Source organism: Pseudomonas sp. UME65 (genome assembly GCF_014170225.1).
Classification (GTDB): Bacteria; Pseudomonadota; Gammaproteobacteria; order Pseudomonadales; family Pseudomonadaceae; genus Aquipseudomonas; species Aquipseudomonas protegens.
In genome coordinates, this window is record NZ_LZZQ01000005.1 from 391,800 (window position 1) to 410,069 (window position 18,270).

The following is an 18,270-nucleotide window of genomic DNA, read 5'->3' on the forward strand; positions in this document are numbered from 1 at the left end:
GCAGTGAACCCTAATTCAGGTAATGAGTAGTGATCACAGGCGCCATCAAATCCCAAGTTGACCAGATCTGGAATGCGTTCTGGAGCGGCGGTATTTCCAACCCCATGGAAGTCATCGAGCAGATGACCTATCTGCTGTTTATCAAACGCCTCGACGAGTTGCAGACGGTTAAAGAGCGTAAGGCCGCGCGCACCGGGCAGCCGATTGATAATCCGATTTTCAGCCCCAACCAGGCGCATTTGCGCTGGGCGGAGTTCAAGGCACTGGGTGATCCGGCCAGCTTGTACGCACTGATTGCCGACGAAGTATTCCCTTTTATCAAGTCGTTGGGCGGCGAAGACGGTGAGTCCACCTACGCCGCGCATATGAAGGATGCACGCTTTACCATCCCCAACCCGGCGTTGTTGGCCAAGGTGGTGGACATGCTCGACGCCATCCCCATGGAAGACCGCGACACCAAGGGCGACCTCTACGAATACATGCTCGGCAAAATCGCCAGTGCTGGGCAGAACGGTCAGTTCCGTACACCCCGGCACATCATCAAATTGATGGTCGAGATGATGGCGCCCAAACCGTCGGACACCATTTGTGATCCGGCCTGCGGCACCGCTGGTTTTCTGGTGTCGGCTGCTGAATACCTCAACACTCATCACAGTCACGAGCTGTATCAAGACGCGGCCAGCGCCAAACGCTTTAACCACGACACTTTCCACGGCTTCGACTTCGACAGCACCATGCTCCGCGTTGGCTCGATGAACATGCTGCTGCACGGCGTGGAAAACCCGGCGATTGAAAATCGCGACTCGCTCAGCGAGGGCCATGCTGGCGTCGAAGGCCAATTCAGCTTGATTCTGGCCAACCCGCCGTTTGCCGGCAGCCTGGATTACGAAAGCTGCGCCAAGGATTTGCAGCAAATCGTCAAAACCAAAAAGACCGAACTGTTATTTCTCGCCCTGTTTCTGCGCCTGATGAAGGCCGGTGGCCGCGCGGCGGTGATCGTCCCGGACGGCGTATTGTTCGGCTCCAGCAAGGCACACAAGGCGCTGCGTCAGATGCTGGTGGAAGAGCACAAGCTGGACGGCATTGTTTCAATGCCGTCGGGCGTGTTTCGCCCCTATGCTGGGGTGTCCACCGCCATCTTGCTGTTTACCAAAACCAACTCTGGCGGCACCGACCACGTCTGGTTTTACAACATGCAAGCTGATGGCTTCTCGCTGGATGACAAGCGCACTGAACTAGATGCGAGCAAACATGAATGCAATAACCTGCCTGACGTCCTTGACCGCTGGCACAAGCGAAAGACCAGCGCTGGCCTTGACCGTACCGCGCAAAGCTTTCTGGTGCCCAAAGCCGAGATCGTCGACAACGACTATGACTTGTCGATTAACCGCTACAAGGAAGTAGTGTACGAAGAAGTGCAGCACGAAGCTCCGCAGAAAATTCTGGCCGAGTTGAAAGTGCTGGAAGCGGAGATTATGCGAGGGATGGAAGAATTAGAGGAGATGATCGGTGAGTAATCTGGTGGCGCTAGGCGAATGCACTGATCGATGTCTAACTTGGAGTCCAGCATCAGAAGATCCTGAAGGCGAGTTTGATTACATTGACCTGTCATCAGTCGATAAAGATACAAAACGCATCGAAGGTGTTAGCCCTATAGCATGTTCGGACGCACCATCTCGTGCGCGACAAATTGTTAAGACCGGAGACGTTCTTGTCTCAACTGTGCGCCCTAATCTAAACGGTGTGGCTATTGTGCCAGTTGAGCTTGATGGTGCAACAGCCTCAACTGGCTACACCGTTTTACGACCGCGTTCGAACAGGGTTGATGGTTCGTATCTTTTTCATTGGGTAAAGCACCCCAAGTTCGTTGGCGAGATGGTGCGCCTAGCCACAGGAGCAAGCTATCCGGCTGTAAGTGACAAAATCGTTCGTGCGGCAATGATTCCGCTCCCGCTGCTCCCCGAACAGCGCCGTATTGCGGCGATTTTGGACAAGGCCGACGCACTGCGTGTCAAGCGCCGCGAAGCTATCGCCAAGCTCGATCAACTGCTGCAATCCGTGTTTCTGGAAATGTTCGGCGACCCGGTGACGAACCCGAAGGGTTGGCCTATGAAGTTCTTCGGTGAGGTTTGCGAGAGCAGCTTTCGGAATGGGCTATCGCCGTCTACGAGTGGCTCGGTTCCAGGTAAGGTCCTGACATTATCGGCAATTACCTGGCAGCGCTTCCAAAGCCACCACCAAAAGGAAGCCTTGTTTGATCGACCTCCGTCGGATAATCAGCAAGTTAAAATGGATACCTTTCTGATATGCAGAGGGAATGGCAATCGCCAGTTAGTTGGCGTTGGCGTATTTCCTAATCATGATCTATACGACGTTTGCTTCCCTGATACGATGATCGGCGCAAACATTGCTAAAGATCGTGCCAGCCCCCGCTTCATAGAACAGATTTGGGGAAGTCGCTTGGTGCGAAACCAGATTGAGTCAGGCGCAAGTACCACGAATGGGACCTTCAAGATCAATCAGAGAACCCTTGAAAAGATATTGATTCCAATTCCACCACGTGAGCTACAAGCGCAGTTCGAAATCATGAGCACTAAACTGATGGCGATGCGAGTTAGGATGTCCACACACTCCGGGTTGATTGATGAGAATTTTCGCTCATTACAGCATCGAATGTTTGATGCGCTCTAAGCCCAACAGAATGGACACGTTCACCGATCTACTGGGCGCCGCAATTCAGGATGAAAAAAGGTTACCCGCCTTACGAGCCAAGTCATAACCACTGCTCCCACAACCACGCCAAGGAACAGGCAACCCCACATGGCCCAATTCTTCCCCACCCGCACCACCTGCCGCTTCGACACCCCTGGCGAGCGCCGCCTCGCCGAGCGCCTGGAGAAGAAGCTCGAAGACGACTACCTGTGCTGGTTCAATATCCCGGTCGGGCCGAAAGCCCTGCAGCCCGATTTTGTCCTGCTGCATCCGTTGCGCGGGTTACTGGTACTGGAGGTCAAGGACTGGAAGCTCGATACCATTCAGAGCATGGATCGCAACCAAGCGAAAATTTATGCTGACGGGCTACTCAAAACGCTGAAGAACCCCATGTTGCAGGCACGGGCATATGCCATGGAAGTAGTGATGATGTTGCAGAGGGACCCAGCGCTGAAACAGCCCGCCGGTTCTCCATATGCTGGCAATCTGATCATGCCCTTCGGCTGGGGTGTGGTAATGACCGCGATCACCCGCAAGCAATTTGAGGGGACTAACCTGGCCGAGGTGCTGAACCCACAACAGGTACTGTTTCAAGACGAAGTAACCGAGACAGTTGATCCCGAAGTCTTCCAACAAAGACTCTGGAATATGTTCCAGCATATTTTCCCTTGCCAGTTGAGCCTGCCCCAGATCGACCGCGTACGCTATCACCTGTACCCCGAGGTGCGGGTGAACGCGGTGCCTGGACAGTTCGGTTTGTTCGCAGAGCAGCACGCCCCCCTCCCAACGCTGATCAAAGTCATGGACTTGCAGCAGGAGCAACTGGCGCGCTCGCTGGGTGAGGGCCATCGGGTGATTCACGGCGCTGCTGGTTCCGGCAAGACCATGATCCTCGGCTATCGCTGTGCACACCTGGCGCAGGTATCGAATAAGCCGGTATTAGTGCTCTGTTACAACAAATCCCTGGCTGGTCGTTTGCAGCAGGTGCTGGCCGAGCGCGGCCTGAGCGATAAGGTCAAGGTGCGTAATTTTCATGCCTGGTGCTCGGACATGCTCACCGCTTTTAACGTTGATCGTCCGGCACAAAATTTGTCGATCAACGTGAAGATGGCGCAGATGGTTGAGAACACCATCGACGGTGTCGACCGCGGGCAAATTCCACGCGCTCAATACGCGGCGGTGCTGATCGACGAGGGCCATGACTTCCAGCCGGAATGGTTCAAGCTGGTGGTGCAGATGATCGACCCCGAGAGCAATTCGCTGCTGGTACTGTATGACGATGCACAGTCTATCTACCGCGGTAAGAGCGGGAAAAGTGGCATGGATTTCAGCTTCGCCAGCGTCGGTATTCAGGCACAGGGGCGCACTACCATCTTGCGATTGAACTACCGCAATACCGTTGAGGTGTTGTCGGTGGCACGAGCGTTTGCCATCGAGCTGCTGACCGCCCGCGATGCCGCTGAGGATGGCGTGCCCATTGTCGCGCCGCAAAGCGCTGGCCGTCGGGGCGCGTTCCCCGAGCTGCTACGTTGTGAGTCCGATTGGCAGGAATACAACTGCATCGTTGAGCGCATCCGCGATGAGCAAGGTAAGGGCCGAGCGTTGGATGACATGGCGGTGATCTATCGCAGTACCGCCCAGGCACAACGCATTGAACGGGCCTTGAGCGAGGCCAGTATCGCCTTTGCCTCGGGACAATCGGCCAAGGGCCGTGGCGCGTTGTATGGCAGCGAAGATGCAGTCAAGATTGTCAGCATGCACTCTAGCAAGGGCCTTGAGTTCGGCCTGGTGCTGATTCCCAGTCTGGGTGACATGCCGAAAAAGGGCGAAGACGAGGCCGACGAGGCACGCCTGCTGTATGTGGCCATGACCCGTGCGATCGATCGGTTGGTAATGACCTACCGTGAACCTTCCAGCTTTACCCGCAAAATTCAGGAATCAATCGGCAGCGTGCGCCAGCACCTGGGCGAGATGGACTCACAGAAGGCAGCCGGTTGATATGAGCAACTTTGAATTTCTCATCCCCGAATTTAAAGCGCTGTTTGAGCCGGCCAAGGGGGCGGAACACCTGGTGTATTCCGATCCACGTGCCTGCTGCATGCGTACCCGTCATGCGCTGGAGCAGACGGTGCACTGGTTGTACGAGCATGATCGCGACCTGCGTATGCCTTACGACAACGGCCTTAATCTGCTGCTGACTCAGGTGGAGTTCGTTCGCCTGCTGCCCCCGCAAATTCATCAAAAGACGCGTTTGATTCAGAAGTTTGGCAATCAGGCGGTGCATTCCAATCAAGCGATTGGCTACAGCGATGCGATGAGGCTGGTACGCGAGCTGTTTCACGTGTTGTTCTGGCTGGCACGCACCTATACCCGCGCCAGCGACCCAAAAAGTATCGACGCTGCGTTTGACGAAAAACGTGTGCCTCAGCTCGTTAGCATGAATGAGGCCGTCGCGTTTACTCGTGCGGAACTGAAAAAGCAGGAAGCCAAATTCCAGGAGCAGATTGCAGCCCAACACGGCACCCTTGAAGCCCGCGAGGCGGCGATTGCCGAGCAAGCCGCAAGCCTAAATGAGCGCGAGGCGCTGCTAGCGCGACTGGATGCCGAACTGGTTGCCACCCGTGCCGCACTGGCCCAGGCCAAGGCGACCAATATCGCCGTGCCAGATAACCATGATTACGACGAGGCCGACACCCGTCGTCTGTTTATCGATGTGTTGCTGCGCGAGGCCGGTTGGGAGTTGGGCAAAAACGCTGACGCCGAAGTGCCAGTGAGCGGCATGCCCAACGGGCAAGGCGAAGGTTTTGTCGATTACGTGCTGTGGGGTGCCAACGGCAAACCGTTGGCTGTGGTGGAAGCCAAGCGCAGCCTAAAAGACCCGGACGTGGGGCAGCAGCAAGCCAAGTTGTATGCCGATTGCTTGGAAGCCGAGAAGGGCCAGCGGCCGCTGATTTTCTACAGCAACGGTAACCACACCTGGCTGTGGGACGACCGCCGTGCGCCGCCACGCGAAGTGCAGGGTTTTTATACCCGCGATGAGCTGGAGTTGGCGATTCAGCGGCGCAGCCTGCAAACCGACTTGCGCGAACTGCCGATCAATAGCGAGATTGTTGAGCGGGCGTATCAACACCGGGCGATTCGAGCGATGACCGAATCACTGAGTCAGGGCCGCCGTGCCGGCTTGCTAACCATGGCCACCGGCACTGGCAAGACGCGGATGTCGATTGCCTTGATCGAATTGTTGATGCGAAGCAACTGGGTTAAGCGCGTGCTGTTTCTCGCTGACCGGGTAGCCCTGGTAAAACAAGCCGCAAATGCCTTTAAGGAGTTCCTACCGGACTCCAGCCCGGTCAATCTAGTTACCGACAAGAACGGCCAGGGCCGGGTGTACTTGTGCACCTATCCGACCATGATGGGCTTGATCGAACAGATGGAAGGTGACCGTCGCAAATACGGCGTTGGCCACTTTGACCTGATTGTGATCGACGAGGCACACCGCAGTGTGTACCAGAAGTACGGCGCAATTTTCCGTTATTTCGACAGTTATCTAGTGGGCCTGACTGCCACCCCGCGTGATGAAGTCGATCGCGATACCTATCACCTGTTCGGCCTGGAAACCGGCGTACCGACCGACGCCTACGGTCTGAATGAGGCGGTGGATGACGGTTATCTAGTGCCACCCAAGGCATATTCGGTGCCGATCAAGTTTGTCCGCGAAGGCATCCGTTACGACCAGCTCAGCGATGATGAGAAAGCGCACTGGGAGTCGCTGGATTGGGGCGATTACAGTGCCGAAGGTGATGCACCTACCGAGGTACTAGCGTCTGAGGTCAACAAGCAGCTATTCAACGAGCCAACCGTTGACCTGATGCTAAAACACTTGATGCAAAATGGCCTGACCGTGGAGGGTGGCGACAAGCTCGGCAAGACCATTATTTTTGCAGTGAACCAAAAGCACGCCGAATTTATCGCCCGGCGCTTCAATCATCATTACCCGCACTTTAATGGGGAGTTTGCGCGAGTTATCACCCATGCGGTGAGTTATGCGCAAACCTTGATTGATGACTTCAGCAGCAAGCTCAACAAGCTGCCGCAGATTGCCATCTCAGTGGATATGCTCGACACCGGAATTGATGTGCCCCAGGTTTTGAATTTGGTGTTTTTCAAGGCCGTCCGCTCAAAGGTTAAGTTTTTGCAGATGATTGGTCGCGGCACGCGACTGTGCCCGGATCTGTTTGCGCCGGGCGTGCACAAGCGCGAGTTCGCCATTTTCGATTTCTGCGCAAACTTCGAATACTTCAACGAAAACCCCAAGGGCGCACTGGGAGGTATGGCCGAGCCGTTGGGTAAGCGTTTGTTCAAAGCGCGGCTGGATTTGCTGTCGTTGTTAGCCCCGAATGCCGTTCCCACGCCTGGTGATCTGACGGAAATCAGAGGCCAGTACGATGCCTTTGTCGAGCTGCGCACTGAGTTAACCAATGAGTTGCACGGCGAAGTCGCGACGATGAATAAAGACAACTTCATCGTCCGTACCGAGCTAGAGCACGTGACCCACTTTGCCGAGCGTGAAGTTTGGAATGCGCTGGATGATGCAGCGTTGAGTGATCTGCGCAGTCATGTCGCCGGCTTGCCAAGTGAGCGCGCTCCTGAGCACATCACCGCTAAGTTGTTCGATCTGCTGTGCCTGAATTTGCAGTTGGCATTACTTCGCTCGACCAGCGACTTCGTGACGTATCGTGACAAGGTGGTCGAGTTGGCCAGCCAGTTAGAAGTGATGGAGAGTATTCCGGCAGTGCATGCTGAAGTTGCGTTGCTTCAGGATGTGCAAACCGAAGAGTACTGGCAGGACATCCGCTTGCCGATGCTTGAGCAAATGCGGCGCAAGATGCGTGAGCTGATAAAATTTATCGAACGCCGTCCAAGCAACCCCGTTTATAGCGTGCTGAACGACGAGATTGGTGAGGCGACTGTAGTCAACCTTAAGGATTTCAATACCGGCATCAACCTGGAACAGTACAAGAAAAAGGTTGAAGCCTATATCCGTAGCAATGAGAACCATGTGGCCATCGCCAAGCTCAAGTTTAACCGGCCGCTAACGCCGAGCGATCTGAGCGAGCTGGAGCATTTTGTCTACGAGTCGGAAGCGGTTCAGAGTCGCGAGCAGTTCGAGCAGTGCTACGGCACTGACCAACCGCTGACACTGCTGATCCGATCATTGGTAGGCTTGGAGCGCAATGCCGCAAAAGAGGCTTTCGGTCAATTCCTCGACGAGAACCGCTACAGCAGTCAGCAGATTCGGTTTGTTGAAATGATCATCGAACGTCTAACCCGGCAGGGCGTGATGGAAGCAGGTCAACTATATGAACCGCCTTTTACCGCGCTGCACCACGAGGGATTAGACGGTGCGTTTGGCGATGCGGATGCCAACGCGATCATTTCCGTGATCGTTGCAATCAAACGCAGTGCAGCAGCTTAAAAGCTCAGAGCCATTCGTGGGCATGGAGGAGGAACGCACACTTCCATGCCAGGAGATACCTACCACCGTCGACATAACTCTTGTTGGCCGGACCTCATATCCACCCCCACTTTCCATCCAGTACCTGCCATCTGGCTAGAGCCTACCGAACAGACTAAGAAACTACGGGCCATATTTATCAAATGGATAAATCAATTAAAACCTATTCACACGCCCGCTTTTTCTTGCCCATCAAATTTCTTCCGACAGTGCCGCTGTCCAAATCCGCTTCAACGGCAACTCAGATTTGATCCCCTCATCCAGCCGGTCGTAATACATAAACAACTGTTCGAGTAAATCGTCCTGGTTCCATAAGCGCAGGCGGAAGAAACTCGACGCCAGTTCCTTTTGCACATTAGCGCGATAACCACCCCAAGCCACGAATAGCCCCTGACCAGCATTGAACTTAGTCATCGCGCCGAGCAATTTATCGACAGTTGGTCGATCAACCAAACCAGTACCCGACTTCACTTCCACGCAGATGGCTTGCCCACCAAAACCCATCACGCCGTTACTGGCCAAAATATCAACGCCCCCATCGGCGCCTTCGGGGCTTTGCCAGACGCTGAAACCTTGTGCACGCAGTATCGCCGCCACCAGGGTGGTCAACCGGTGTCCTTTAAAACGTCGCTCAATAAGTCGAACGATATGGTCTTTACCGGTGCGTTCCAGATCTGTTTCGGCCTCTTCAACAGCCACCTCATCAGATGCGGTAGCGGTGTCACACACCAACTGCTGCAACGTCTCGGGTTGCCAGTTGTGGCTGGCCATGGAACGAATGCGCTCTTCTGCGTTATTACGCTGAATGCGGCAAATAGTCATAAACGCGCCGAAGCTGTAGAGCAGGTCTTGGGAGAAGTTGGAACGAGGGATTGCTTCGCCAATCCACTCAACCGCTCGCCAATGAAAGAATGGATCAGGGCCGGCACTGGAGAACTGGTAGCCCTCGACAAGTTTGCCGATATAAACCACCGGCTGGGTTTTGAGCGGCAGTACGATCAAGTCTCCAGCCTGCATACGCTGAGCAAAGGGCCAAATCTGGCTGCTCCAATTTTGCAGCGTTTTCGGCTTCGATTCTGGGTAACGTAGCGACAACTCTGCCTGTACTTGCTCGCGATTCTTGAGAGTACTCAAGTCGACATTCAGCCCATCCCACGTCACATAGACGCGGCGCTCACTGATGAACTTATCCTCAAACTCCCCTGCAGACCCTGCCCGGACCAGCCATACGGCCATTGGTGTTTCTCCTTGTTTGTTGTTCAGAGCCACTATCGAGCTGGTTCTTGCTAGCGCAACTAACCGATACGTATGTGCTCTTTCAGTCATCTAACTCGGCGGATGACCTTTGGTGCGTAGAGCTGATACCCGACGATTGGACCAAGTGCAAGGATTGGATGGCGTTTCGTTGTCGCTCAATGGCGATTCCTCGGTTTGACTCAACTCGACTGGCACAAGGTCATTGCCCAATGCACAACTCCTTGTAAGGCTAACCCCTTCCATCCCCCCCGAACACGATATCGACACCCAGCGCATTTGTTTGGCCTTGGCCGCGCATAGCGCTGAAACATCGATCCTCAATAGCCTGAAAGACACCGTGCCTACATCCGTAGGTCATCACTCCATGTTCAGTGTCCGCCCCGGCATCAATGCCGAAGAAGCGTTGGTGCATGTGTCGTTGCTGCTGGACTGTGCGGTACAGGTCAGCGATGAAATCACCGAGCACGCCAGCAGTGTGGAGCGTGGTTTGATTTGGTCGATGATTCATTCGGTGGAGATGGCTAGAGCGGTGGTGGATTCGTTGCTGGATGCCAATAGACCGGCAGAAAACATTCAGCAAATCTGAGGAAGGAGAAAACGGGGTAAGACATGACTTACCCCGTTGCCATCTGACTGAAGCGCTAAACAGCTTGCGACTAAAACTCAGTAACCGGCTTCTTTCTGGTGCCGAAAGGCAAGTAGGTAAACAGCATCATCCGCACGCTCATGCCGATAAAGTGCGACATAACCCGAATCACCGAACTCGATGATCAGCTCGCGCAGCTCCGGCAGTTCTGGAAAGGGATGATCGATTTCTGGGTCTTCCTCCAGTCGAGCGATTTGACGCTCAATCACTTGGGCAGCTCGTTGAGCGATCAGCGGGCCTTTCTCGACTAGAAACTGGCGACAACGCTCCAACCCTTGCGCAGCACCTTCGGTGAGAATCAATCGTGGCACTTAGGCAGCTCCGCCTCAGCCTCGGTACCCCAGGTATTGAGCCAGGCCCGAGTTTCTTCGCCGGTCAGATGCCGACCCGTTTCCTGATACGCCGCCCACGACGCCAAGGCTTCTTGTTTGAAGCCCTCACGGGCTTCCTCGCGCTCGACGTACTGCGCTATTGCTTCGCGCATAATCCAGTGGGACGAACGTTGACGCAGTCCCGCCAGATGCTGAATGCGTTTTTTCAGCTCGTCATCAATCTTGATAGAAGTGGCCATAGCCGAACCCTTGTTATCTAAAGGTATTACCTTTCGATAAGGTATCAGGCACGCAACGCAGCTGTCCATGCGCCGAAGGCGCGGATAATGTCACGCAGCACTGGCCTGGGAGGACACGTGGGGAGACAGATATGGACTTTAAAATAAGCCTGATTTACCCCGTCCCCCTCTAACTTCTGCTGCTCGCAAGAACAGGCTGTTCGATGATCAGGCGCTTGATAAAGCGCTCAATCGCCTAACCACCAGCAGCTTCAGCCTTGAACTGGTTACCTATTAAATAGAGCTCAGGCGGTCTTGCGGCCGCCTTCGCTGGCAAGCCAGCTCCTACACGGGCTGGCGTCAACCGATGACTGTGCGGTGTCACCGCACATTCCGATAAAGCATCAACCGCGCCCCCTCATGCATCCCCCGGGTCAACTCCAGCAACCGTTCAAACTCCTGCGGATGCTCCTGCGCCACGTCCTCTCGCGGGGTGCTCGACGCTAAATCATGCAAAGTCGCGCCACTGCCGTCGTGTTGCATCTGCAACAAAAAGTCCTTGGTCACGCCGCCAATCACCGGAAAGGTCCCTTCCCTCAATACCAGCGGCACCACCCGCTCCCCCTCTGGCGCAGGCTGTTGAATGTCCCGCCCCATGGCGCCATTGGTGAAGGGCATCCCAGCCATGCCGGCTACGGTGGGCAGCAGATCGGCGAGGCCGACGGCTTCTTCGATCACTCTGGGCTGCAACATCCCCGGGGCATGGATCAGCAGCGGTACGTTGTTGCTTTCCAGCCCTAGCTGTTCAAACGCGGGGGCCATGTGGGGGATCTGGCTGATGCGGGTGTTGTGGTCGCCGAAGAATACGAAAATCGTGTTGTCGTAATAGCCCCCCGCTTTGGCGATCTCCATTAGGCGGCCGATGTTGAAGTCCAGCAGGCGCACGGCGTTGTATTGCTCCAGGCTGCGGGAACCGGCGGCCTGGACCTGTTCCAGGGGCAGGTCCTGGGCTTGAAAGCCGTCGTTGTCCTTGGGAATGGTGAACGGGCGGTGGTTGCCGGAGGTTTGCAGGTAGGCGAAGAACGGTTGGTCCTGGGGGATGGCGCGCAGCAGGCGGTCGCTTTCCTTGAACAGGTCGAGGTCGGAGATGCCCCAGACGTCCACCTGGGGCGATTGCCAGTGGCTTTCGTCGTACAGGCGCACGTTGTCGATGCTCTGGCGGATCAGGCCGTTGATGTTGGCCCAGCCGGCGTTGCCGCCGATCAGGTAGAGCTTGTGGTAGTCGCTGAAGGCGTTGATCAGGCTGTGTTGGCGGGTGATCAGGGGCTGGCGGGTGGCGGTCTCTTGGCGGGTGACGTCGGGCACGCCGGTGATGCTGGCCCACACGGTCTTGGCGGTGCCGGTGACCGGGACGTAGAAGTGTTTGAAGAACCAGCTCTGGCGGGCCAGGCGGTCGAGGTTGGGGGTGGGGTTGAGCGGGTTGCCGTAGGCGCCCACGGCGCTGGTGCCGAGGGATTCGAGCATGACGAAGATGACGTTGGGCGGCCGGGGGCGGTCGATGCGGTACGGCTGCACGCCTTGCTGGCGGGTGAAGTTCAGGCGCTGCGGGTCGGGGTTGTCGACGCCGAGATAGCGGGCCAGGGCCGGGTAGTGTTGGCGCACTTGGGCTTCGTCGTACTGGGCCTCGCCGGCCTTGAGGGTGTCGTAGAAGAACAGCACGGGGTTCAGGCCCAGGGCGGCGATCTGGCTGTTGCCGGAGAAGTAGGCATCGCTCCAGCGCAAGGGCACGGGGTTTTCCAGGTTGAGGTTTTCTACCCGGCCCAGCAGGGCGAGGAACACGGCGGCGATGCCCAGGGCGCTGACGCAGGCCAAGGACCAGCGGCCCAGGGGTTGCGCCGGGCGGTCGAGGGTCCGGCGTTCCAGGCGCAGCAAGGCGTAGCACCACAGGGCCAGGGCGCAGCCCCAGGCGAGGACGATCCACAGCACCGGGTAGCTTTCCCAGAGCATTTGCCGGGAGATCTGTGCGTCGTCCAGGTAGCGCAGCACCGTGGCGTTGATGCGCACGCCGAGGTAGGCGTAGTGGCCGAAGTCGATGATGTACAGCAGCCCTACCCCGCCCAGCACCAGCAGCAGGTAGGCCCGGGCCAGCCAGCGCAGGGCTGGCAGGCGCAGCAGGTTCCAGCGCGGCAGCCAGGCCAGCAGGGCCAGGGGCAGCAGTAGCAGCAGGGTCAGGCGCAGGTCGAAGCGCAGACCGATGCCGAGGGTCTGCAGAATGGCCTCGCGCTGGTCGGCGGCGCTCAGGTCCACCCCGGAAAAACCCACGGCGAACAGCAGCCGCAGCAGTGCCAGCAAGCCGAATACCAGCCCGATTGCGCCCACGCCGTAGCGCAGGCGGCGTGATTGCAACCCGCCCATCATTGACCTCTGTGTGGTGTTGTCGAAGGCCGCGGCGCGGCCTGTTGGTTTACCCGGCAAGGGGCTGCCCGCGGCTGCGCTGGGCAAAGCGGCGCCACAGCCACAGCAGCAGACCGCCGCTGCCGGCGATCAGGCAGTAGCCCGCCAGCAGCGGGTCCAGCAGGTAGTCCCAGTAGTTTTCCGAAGGCTTCAGACGCAAGGCAAAGGCCAGGGTCCCGGCTGCCAGCATCAGTACCCCCAGCAGGTTGCGCTGCCACAGCAGCACCAGCGCCGCCAGGCCCATCAGCACGATCATCGGCCGTGGGTTGTAGCCCCAGCGGTAGGGGTCGAGGTAAGTCAGGCCCAGGGTCGCGGGGTACAGGCTCAGGGTCAGGCCGATAAACAGCAGCAGGACCTGCACCCGGTGTTTGGCTGGCAAGGGCGCAATCACCCCCAAGTGCCGCAGGCTGACCCAGCCCAGCAGCACCAGAGTGCTGATGGCCAGATCATCGGTGAAGCTGCGCACATAGGCCGCCAGCGGCAGCTGGTTCAGTGGAATAAAGCTGACCAGCGCCAGCACGGGCAGCAGCCAGGGCCGCCAGGGCGCGGTCAGGCGCAGGCTGCCAAGCAGCACAAAGCCCAGGAGGATAAAACTCAGATGGGCTTGCCATAGCGACATCATCACAAGCGCTCCGCCAGCCACGCCGCGTTGAAGCTGACGTGCTTGATAAAGGTGTTGTTCCAGGAATAGACCAGGTGGTACAGGCCGTCCGTCCCGCGGCTGAAGTAGGGGTATTCGTATTCGAAGTCGCAGCCCTGAGGCTTGCACACCCGGTAGTCGAGGTTGCTCAGAAAGCGCTGTTCCAGGGGCAGGCGCCGGGCGCCGCTGGAGGCGCGGAAGCCTTCACCGATGATGTCCTTGTAGGCCTCGTGGGAAAACGGCTGGCCCAGGGGATCGGGGGACTGGTCCAGTTCCACCAGCGGGCGCCATTGGCTGAGGCCGGCGTCGGTGCCGTACAGGCTGAGTTTGAAGCGCCCGTCCTGCAGGTCGTTGAGTGCCACCAGCAGGCCCTGGTCGTCGGTGCCCACCGCCGCCAGCGATGAGTTGGGGTTGGACGGTTGCAACGGATAGGGCTCGCTCCAGGTCTGCCCGGCGTCTTCGGTGCGGCTGGCCAGGACCTTGTGGTGGGTGTCGCCGGCGTAGCGCAGCATGGCCACGGCGCGGCGTTCGTCCAGGGGCACGATGGTCGGTTGCAGGGAGTGCTTGCCACGGCTGATGCGAAATTTGTCGATCACCGCGCCGTCGGCGCTCAGGTACAGGTACTCGGCGAACTTGCCCATGAACTCGTGGTACACCGGCAGGCCGATCGCGCCATCGGCATGGAACACCGGCGCGGCGCGCACCAGGGTGCTGATGTTGAAGAACGGCGAGGTCACCAGTTGTCGCGGCGCCGACCAGCTGCGCCCGAGGTCGTCGGAGACCATCAGGTTGATGGCGCTGGTGGCCCAGCCGCCCACCGACACCGAAACGTAAAACATCCACAGGCGCTGGTCCGGGCCCAGGGCGATCACCGGGTTGCCGAGCTTGCGGATATAGCGCCCGGTGCCGACGCGGGTCGATTCCCGGGTGGCCAGCACCTGCTCGGCGCCCCACTCGCCGCTCTGGGCGTCAAAGCGTGCGCTGCGCACCTGGACGTCGGCGGCGCCTTCCCGGGAGCCGGCGAACCACACGGCCATCAGGTCGCCGCCGGGCAAGGCGGTCACCGAGGAGGAATGCACGAAGTCATCCAGGTCCGAGGAGACGAAGCGGCTGCTGTATTGCGGCGTGCTGTTGGCTTTAGCCGCATCGCTGCCGACAACGGCCTGGGCGAACGGCGCCAGTTGGTGAGGCGGATGGCTGCGCCAGGCGGCGATAAAGACGACGGCCAACAGCAGGCTGCCGCAGAGGAAGATCAGGCGAAAGGACAGCGCACGCATACAGGAGCCCGTGGCAAATACAGGGTGGGAACAAGGGAAAAACCATTAGCGCTTAGTACTGCCCGGCAAGGGCCGACGGCGGCCGGTGAGCATCGACAACGGCAGGTTGTCGCGCACCTGCAGGCTTTCAAAAATCGCCGCACACAGGTGCAACAGCACCAGCCCCAGCAGCACATCGGCGCTGGTCTCATGCACTTGCAGCGGCCAGTCGGCGCCCCACAGGGCATCGATCTCTTCCATCAGGAAACCGCTGATGCCGATCAGCAACAGGGCCAGCAGCATCAGCAGCATCACCAAAGCCCCGAGGGGCGAATGCCCCAGGCGATGCTCGGGACGCCCGGCCAGCAACGAGCGCAGGTGCCGCGCCAGCCGGGCCCGGGTCGGCCAGAAGTCGGACCAGCGCGCACTGCGCGGCCCGACAAATCCCCAGGCTGTGCGCAACAGCAGCCAGGCCATGGCGTAGTAGCCGAGCCAGACGTGCCAGTCATCACCGGCTTCATTGAAGAAGTAGTTGCCGATAAAGACCCCGGCGATGGACAGGTGAAACAGTCGCACCAGCGGGTCCCAGAGCCGCAGGGAAGCCTCTGGCATCAGCCTTTGATCTCGGTCTTCACCGCTTTGCCGGTGACCGGGTCGTGGTAGATCTCGACCTTGCGCTTGTCCTTGTCGAAGCCGTAGATCTCGTAGCAGTTGCCGTCGGTGACCTTGAACTTGCTGATCTGGTAGCCCTGGGCCTTGAGCTGTTCCTGGAAGGCCTTCTGATCCTGCCATTGCGAGCGTTCGGCGGTGGTGCATTGCGGGCCGGCGAGGGCCAGGGGGCTGGCGAGAACCAGGGACAGCAGGAGGATCTTGCGCATGGAAAACGCTCCGGTGATGGGGGAGATTCCACTGTGCAAAACCAAGCTTAGTGAAAGCTTAGTTGGCAACGCGCGGTAACATTTTCCCCGCTAAAAACCCCTGCCGACGGACCCTGGCCGGCGTCATCATGCGCCCCTTCCCTGCCCCCTCGCCCTACCGAGAACCGCCCATGCGCCTGCTGCTTGTCGAAGATGATCGTGCCCTCGGCCAGGGCATTCGCGTGGCGCTGAGCGCCGAAGGCTACACCCTGGACTGGCTGCAGGACGGCGCCAGCGCCCTGCACGCTCTGCGCACCGAAAGCTTCGACCTGTTGCTGCTGGACCTGGGCCTGCCGCGGCTCGATGGCCTGGAACTGCTGCAGCAATTGCGCGCCGCCCAGCAGGACCTGCCGGTGCTGATTCTCACCGCCCGCGACGGCACCGCCGAGCGCATCGCCGGGCTGGATGCCGGGGCCGACGACTACCTGGTCAAGCCCTTCGACGTCGAGGAATTCAAGGCCCGGGTCCGCGCCCTGCTGCGCCGCAGCCAGGGTCGTGCCCAGCCGCTGCTGGAACACGCCGGCATCCGCCTCGACCCGGCCAACCAGCAGGTGCATTACCAAGACAACGAAGTGGTGCTGACGCCCATGGAATACCAGTTGCTGCACCAGCTGATGGTGCGCCCGGGCAAGGTGGTGACCCGCGAGCGCCTGTCCCGGGCGCTGTACGGCTGGCAGGACCGGGTCGAGAGCAACACCCTGGAAGTACTGATCCATAACCTGCGCAAGAAGCTCTGCAGCGAGCTGATCCGCACCGTGCGCGGCGTCGGTTACGTGCTGGCGCTCAAGCCATGAACTCGGTGCGCACGCGGATTCTGCTGCCGGTCCTGGTGCTGGTGCTGCTGGGGGACCTGCTGATCAGCTGGCTGGTGCTGCGCGACAGCCACCACGAAATCGAAGAGGTCTACGACGCCCAGCTGGCCCAGAGCGCGCGGCTGTTGCAAGGGGTGCTGCGCCAGCGCGACCCGGCTCAAAAGCCGGACGCGGCGGACTGGGAGCGCCTGCACCAGGCCTTCGACCAGGCCATGAGCCGGGTCGGCGTGGCAGGCGCGGCCCACCCTTATGAAACCCGCCTGACCTTCCAGGTCTGGCGCGATGACGGCCAGTTGCTGATGCGCTCCGCCGAGGCCCCGCTGCTGGAGGCGCCGCCCACCACCCTGGGGGCCCACGACATCCTGGAAAACGGCAAGGACTGGTGCGCCTTTCTTCTGGCCGACCCGCAGCAGGGCTTGCTGATCTGGGTCGGCGAGCGCGATGACATCCGCCAGGACCTGATCCAGCGCATCGTGCGCCATACCCTGTGGCCGACCCTGATCGGCGTGCCGCTGCTGGCGTTGCTGATCTGGCTGACCATCGGCTGGGGCCTGGCGCCGCTGCGGGCCATGGCCCGGGCCATTCGCGGGCGCAGCAGCGACACCTTGCAGCCGCTCGGGCTCAAGCCCCTGCCCCAGGACCTGGAGCCGATGCAGACCGCCCTCAACCAGTTGTTGGCCCAGATCGACAGCCTGCTGGAGCGCGAGCGACGCTTTATCGCCGACGCCGCCCATGAACTGCGCACGCCCCTGGCGATCCTGCGGATTCATGCGCAGAACGCCCAGAGTGCCGGCAACCCGGAGCAGCGCCGGGAAGCCCTGGATTTTCTGGTGAGCGGCGTCGACCGCGCCACCCGCATCGGCAGCCAGTTGCTGACCATGGCCCGCATCGAACCGCAGCTGAACAGCCCGCGCCTGAGCCGCATCGACCTCAGCGCCCTGGTGCGCGAAGAGCTGGCGGAACTGACGCCCCTGGCCCTGGAGAAAGACGTCGAACTGGTGCTGGAAGGCGACGAAGGCTGCCTGATCGCTACCGACCCGGTGGCCCTGGCCATCGCCCTGCAGAACCTGGTGACCAATGCCCTGAACTTTGCCCCAGCGGGCAGCGAGGTACGGGTCGGCCTGCGGCCCCAGGCGGACGGCGCGATGCACCTGTGTGTGGAAGATGCGGGGCCGGGTATCGACGAGCAGCAGCGCGAGCGTTTGCTGGAGCGCTTCTACAGCCAGGGCAACGCCAATGGCGCCGGGCTGGGGCTGGCGATTGTGCAGATGATCGTCAGCAAGATCGGCGGTCGCCTGGAGTTGCGCAATCGGCCTGAGGGCGGGCTGTGTGCATTGTTGTTGCTGGGGCCGGCGCTTTAGTCGGCGGCGCGAAGGGCCTATCCTGTGCGCCGCTCGGGAATGGGGGCGGCCTTGCGGGCGTATTCGCTGGCAAGCCAGCTTCTACACAAGCACGCCCCCGTAGGAGTCGGCTTGCCGGTGAAAGCGTCCGTAAGATCGCCTTCGTCGGCA

15 protein-coding genes are annotated in these 18,270 nt (G+C 59.3%); 7 read left to right on the forward strand and 8 right to left on the reverse strand.

Annotated features, from left to right (window positions below; genetic code table 11):
* Nucleotides 1–29 precede the first annotated feature (29 nt).
* The 4 genes from A9971_RS05340 to A9971_RS05355 all read left to right on the forward strand — a co-directional run bounded on the left by A9971_RS05340 (nucleotide 30) and on the right by A9971_RS05355 (nucleotide 8,188).
* Complete coding sequence (locus A9971_RS05340; RefSeq protein ID WP_183000977.1) at nucleotides 30–1,517, forward strand: class I SAM-dependent DNA methyltransferase; 1,488 nt, start codon at nucleotides 30–32, stop codon at nucleotides 1,515–1,517.
* Nucleotides 1,510–2,691: a restriction endonuclease subunit S gene (locus tag A9971_RS05345; protein WP_183000978.1), complete on the forward strand. Its 1,182-nt coding sequence runs from the start codon at nucleotides 1,510–1,512 to the stop codon at nucleotides 2,689–2,691. The genes A9971_RS05340 and A9971_RS05345 overlap by 8 nt, the downstream gene beginning before the upstream one ends.
* Nucleotides 2,692–2,820: 129 nt before the next feature.
* Complete coding sequence (locus tag A9971_RS05350) at nucleotides 2,821–4,710, forward strand: DEAD/DEAH box helicase (RefSeq protein ID WP_183000979.1); 1,890 nt, start codon at nucleotides 2,821–2,823, stop codon at nucleotides 4,708–4,710.
* Nucleotide 4,711: 1 nt separating this feature from the next.
* Nucleotides 4,712–8,188 (forward strand): DEAD/DEAH box helicase family protein, encoded by a 3,477-nt coding sequence (locus A9971_RS05355; RefSeq protein ID WP_183000980.1) that lies wholly within the window; start codon nucleotides 4,712–4,714, stop codon nucleotides 8,186–8,188.
* A 231-nt stretch (nucleotides 8,189–8,419) separates the two neighbouring features.
* Here the strand turns inward: A9971_RS05355 and A9971_RS05360 are convergent, their stop codons facing one another.
* Nucleotides 8,420–9,463 (reverse strand): restriction endonuclease, encoded by a 1,044-nt coding sequence (locus tag A9971_RS05360; protein WP_047305282.1) that lies wholly within the window; start codon nucleotides 9,461–9,463, stop codon nucleotides 8,420–8,422.
* Between the two features lie 223 nt (nucleotides 9,464–9,686).
* Here A9971_RS05360 and A9971_RS05365 point away from each other — a divergent pair, with 223 nt between their 5' ends.
* Nucleotides 9,687–10,070, forward strand: a complete 384-nt coding sequence (locus A9971_RS05365) for a DUF6124 family protein (protein WP_183000981.1) — start codon at nucleotides 9,687–9,689, stop codon at nucleotides 10,068–10,070.
* A gap of 77 nt (nucleotides 10,071–10,147) precedes the next feature.
* On the opposite strand, the gene A9971_RS05370 is transcribed toward A9971_RS05365, so the two are convergent.
* From A9971_RS05370 to A9971_RS05400, 7 genes are all read right to left on the reverse strand, one after another.
* The gene (locus A9971_RS05370) at nucleotides 10,148–10,441 is read right to left on the reverse strand and encodes a type II toxin-antitoxin system RelE/ParE family toxin (protein ID WP_073698916.1); all 294 of its coding nucleotides are present in this window, start codon (nucleotides 10,439–10,441) and stop codon (nucleotides 10,148–10,150) included.
* On the reverse strand, nucleotides 10,429–10,701 hold the full coding sequence (locus tag A9971_RS05375) for a CopG family ribbon-helix-helix protein (RefSeq protein WP_102864761.1): 273 nt from the start codon (nucleotides 10,699–10,701) through the stop codon (nucleotides 10,429–10,431). The genes A9971_RS05370 and A9971_RS05375 overlap by 13 nt, the downstream gene beginning before the upstream one ends.
* Before the next feature lie 360 nt (nucleotides 10,702–11,061).
* Complete coding sequence (locus A9971_RS05380) at nucleotides 11,062–13,095, reverse strand: LTA synthase family protein (RefSeq protein WP_183000982.1); 2,034 nt, start codon at nucleotides 13,093–13,095, stop codon at nucleotides 11,062–11,064.
* Nucleotides 13,096–13,144: 49 nt separating this feature from the next.
* On the reverse strand, nucleotides 13,145–13,756 hold the full coding sequence (locus A9971_RS05385) for a hypothetical protein (RefSeq protein WP_072452766.1): 612 nt from the start codon (nucleotides 13,754–13,756) through the stop codon (nucleotides 13,145–13,147).
* The gene (locus A9971_RS05390) at nucleotides 13,756–15,051 is read right to left on the reverse strand and encodes an exo-alpha-sialidase (RefSeq protein ID WP_183000983.1); all 1,296 of its coding nucleotides are present in this window, start codon (nucleotides 15,049–15,051) and stop codon (nucleotides 13,756–13,758) included. The genes A9971_RS05385 and A9971_RS05390 overlap by 1 nt, the downstream gene beginning before the upstream one ends.
* Nucleotides 15,052–15,096: 45 nt before the next feature.
* A complete protein-coding gene (locus A9971_RS05395; RefSeq protein ID WP_183000984.1) occupies nucleotides 15,097–15,642 on the reverse strand; it encodes a cytochrome b/b6 domain-containing protein in 546 nt (181 codons plus the stop codon).
* Nucleotides 15,642–15,908, reverse strand: a complete 267-nt coding sequence (locus A9971_RS05400; RefSeq protein WP_041752407.1) for a PepSY domain-containing protein — start codon at nucleotides 15,906–15,908, stop codon at nucleotides 15,642–15,644. The genes A9971_RS05395 and A9971_RS05400 overlap by 1 nt, the downstream gene beginning before the upstream one ends.
* Before the next feature lie 170 nt (nucleotides 15,909–16,078).
* Here A9971_RS05400 and A9971_RS05405 point away from each other — a divergent pair, with 170 nt between their 5' ends.
* On the forward strand, nucleotides 16,079–16,741 hold the full coding sequence (locus A9971_RS05405) for a response regulator (protein ID WP_019092959.1): 663 nt from the start codon (nucleotides 16,079–16,081) through the stop codon (nucleotides 16,739–16,741).
* The gene (locus A9971_RS05410) at nucleotides 16,738–18,120 is read left to right on the forward strand and encodes an ATP-binding protein (RefSeq protein ID WP_015636265.1); all 1,383 of its coding nucleotides are present in this window, start codon (nucleotides 16,738–16,740) and stop codon (nucleotides 18,118–18,120) included. The genes A9971_RS05405 and A9971_RS05410 overlap by 4 nt, the downstream gene beginning before the upstream one ends.
* Nucleotides 18,121–18,270: the final 150 nt, after the last annotated feature.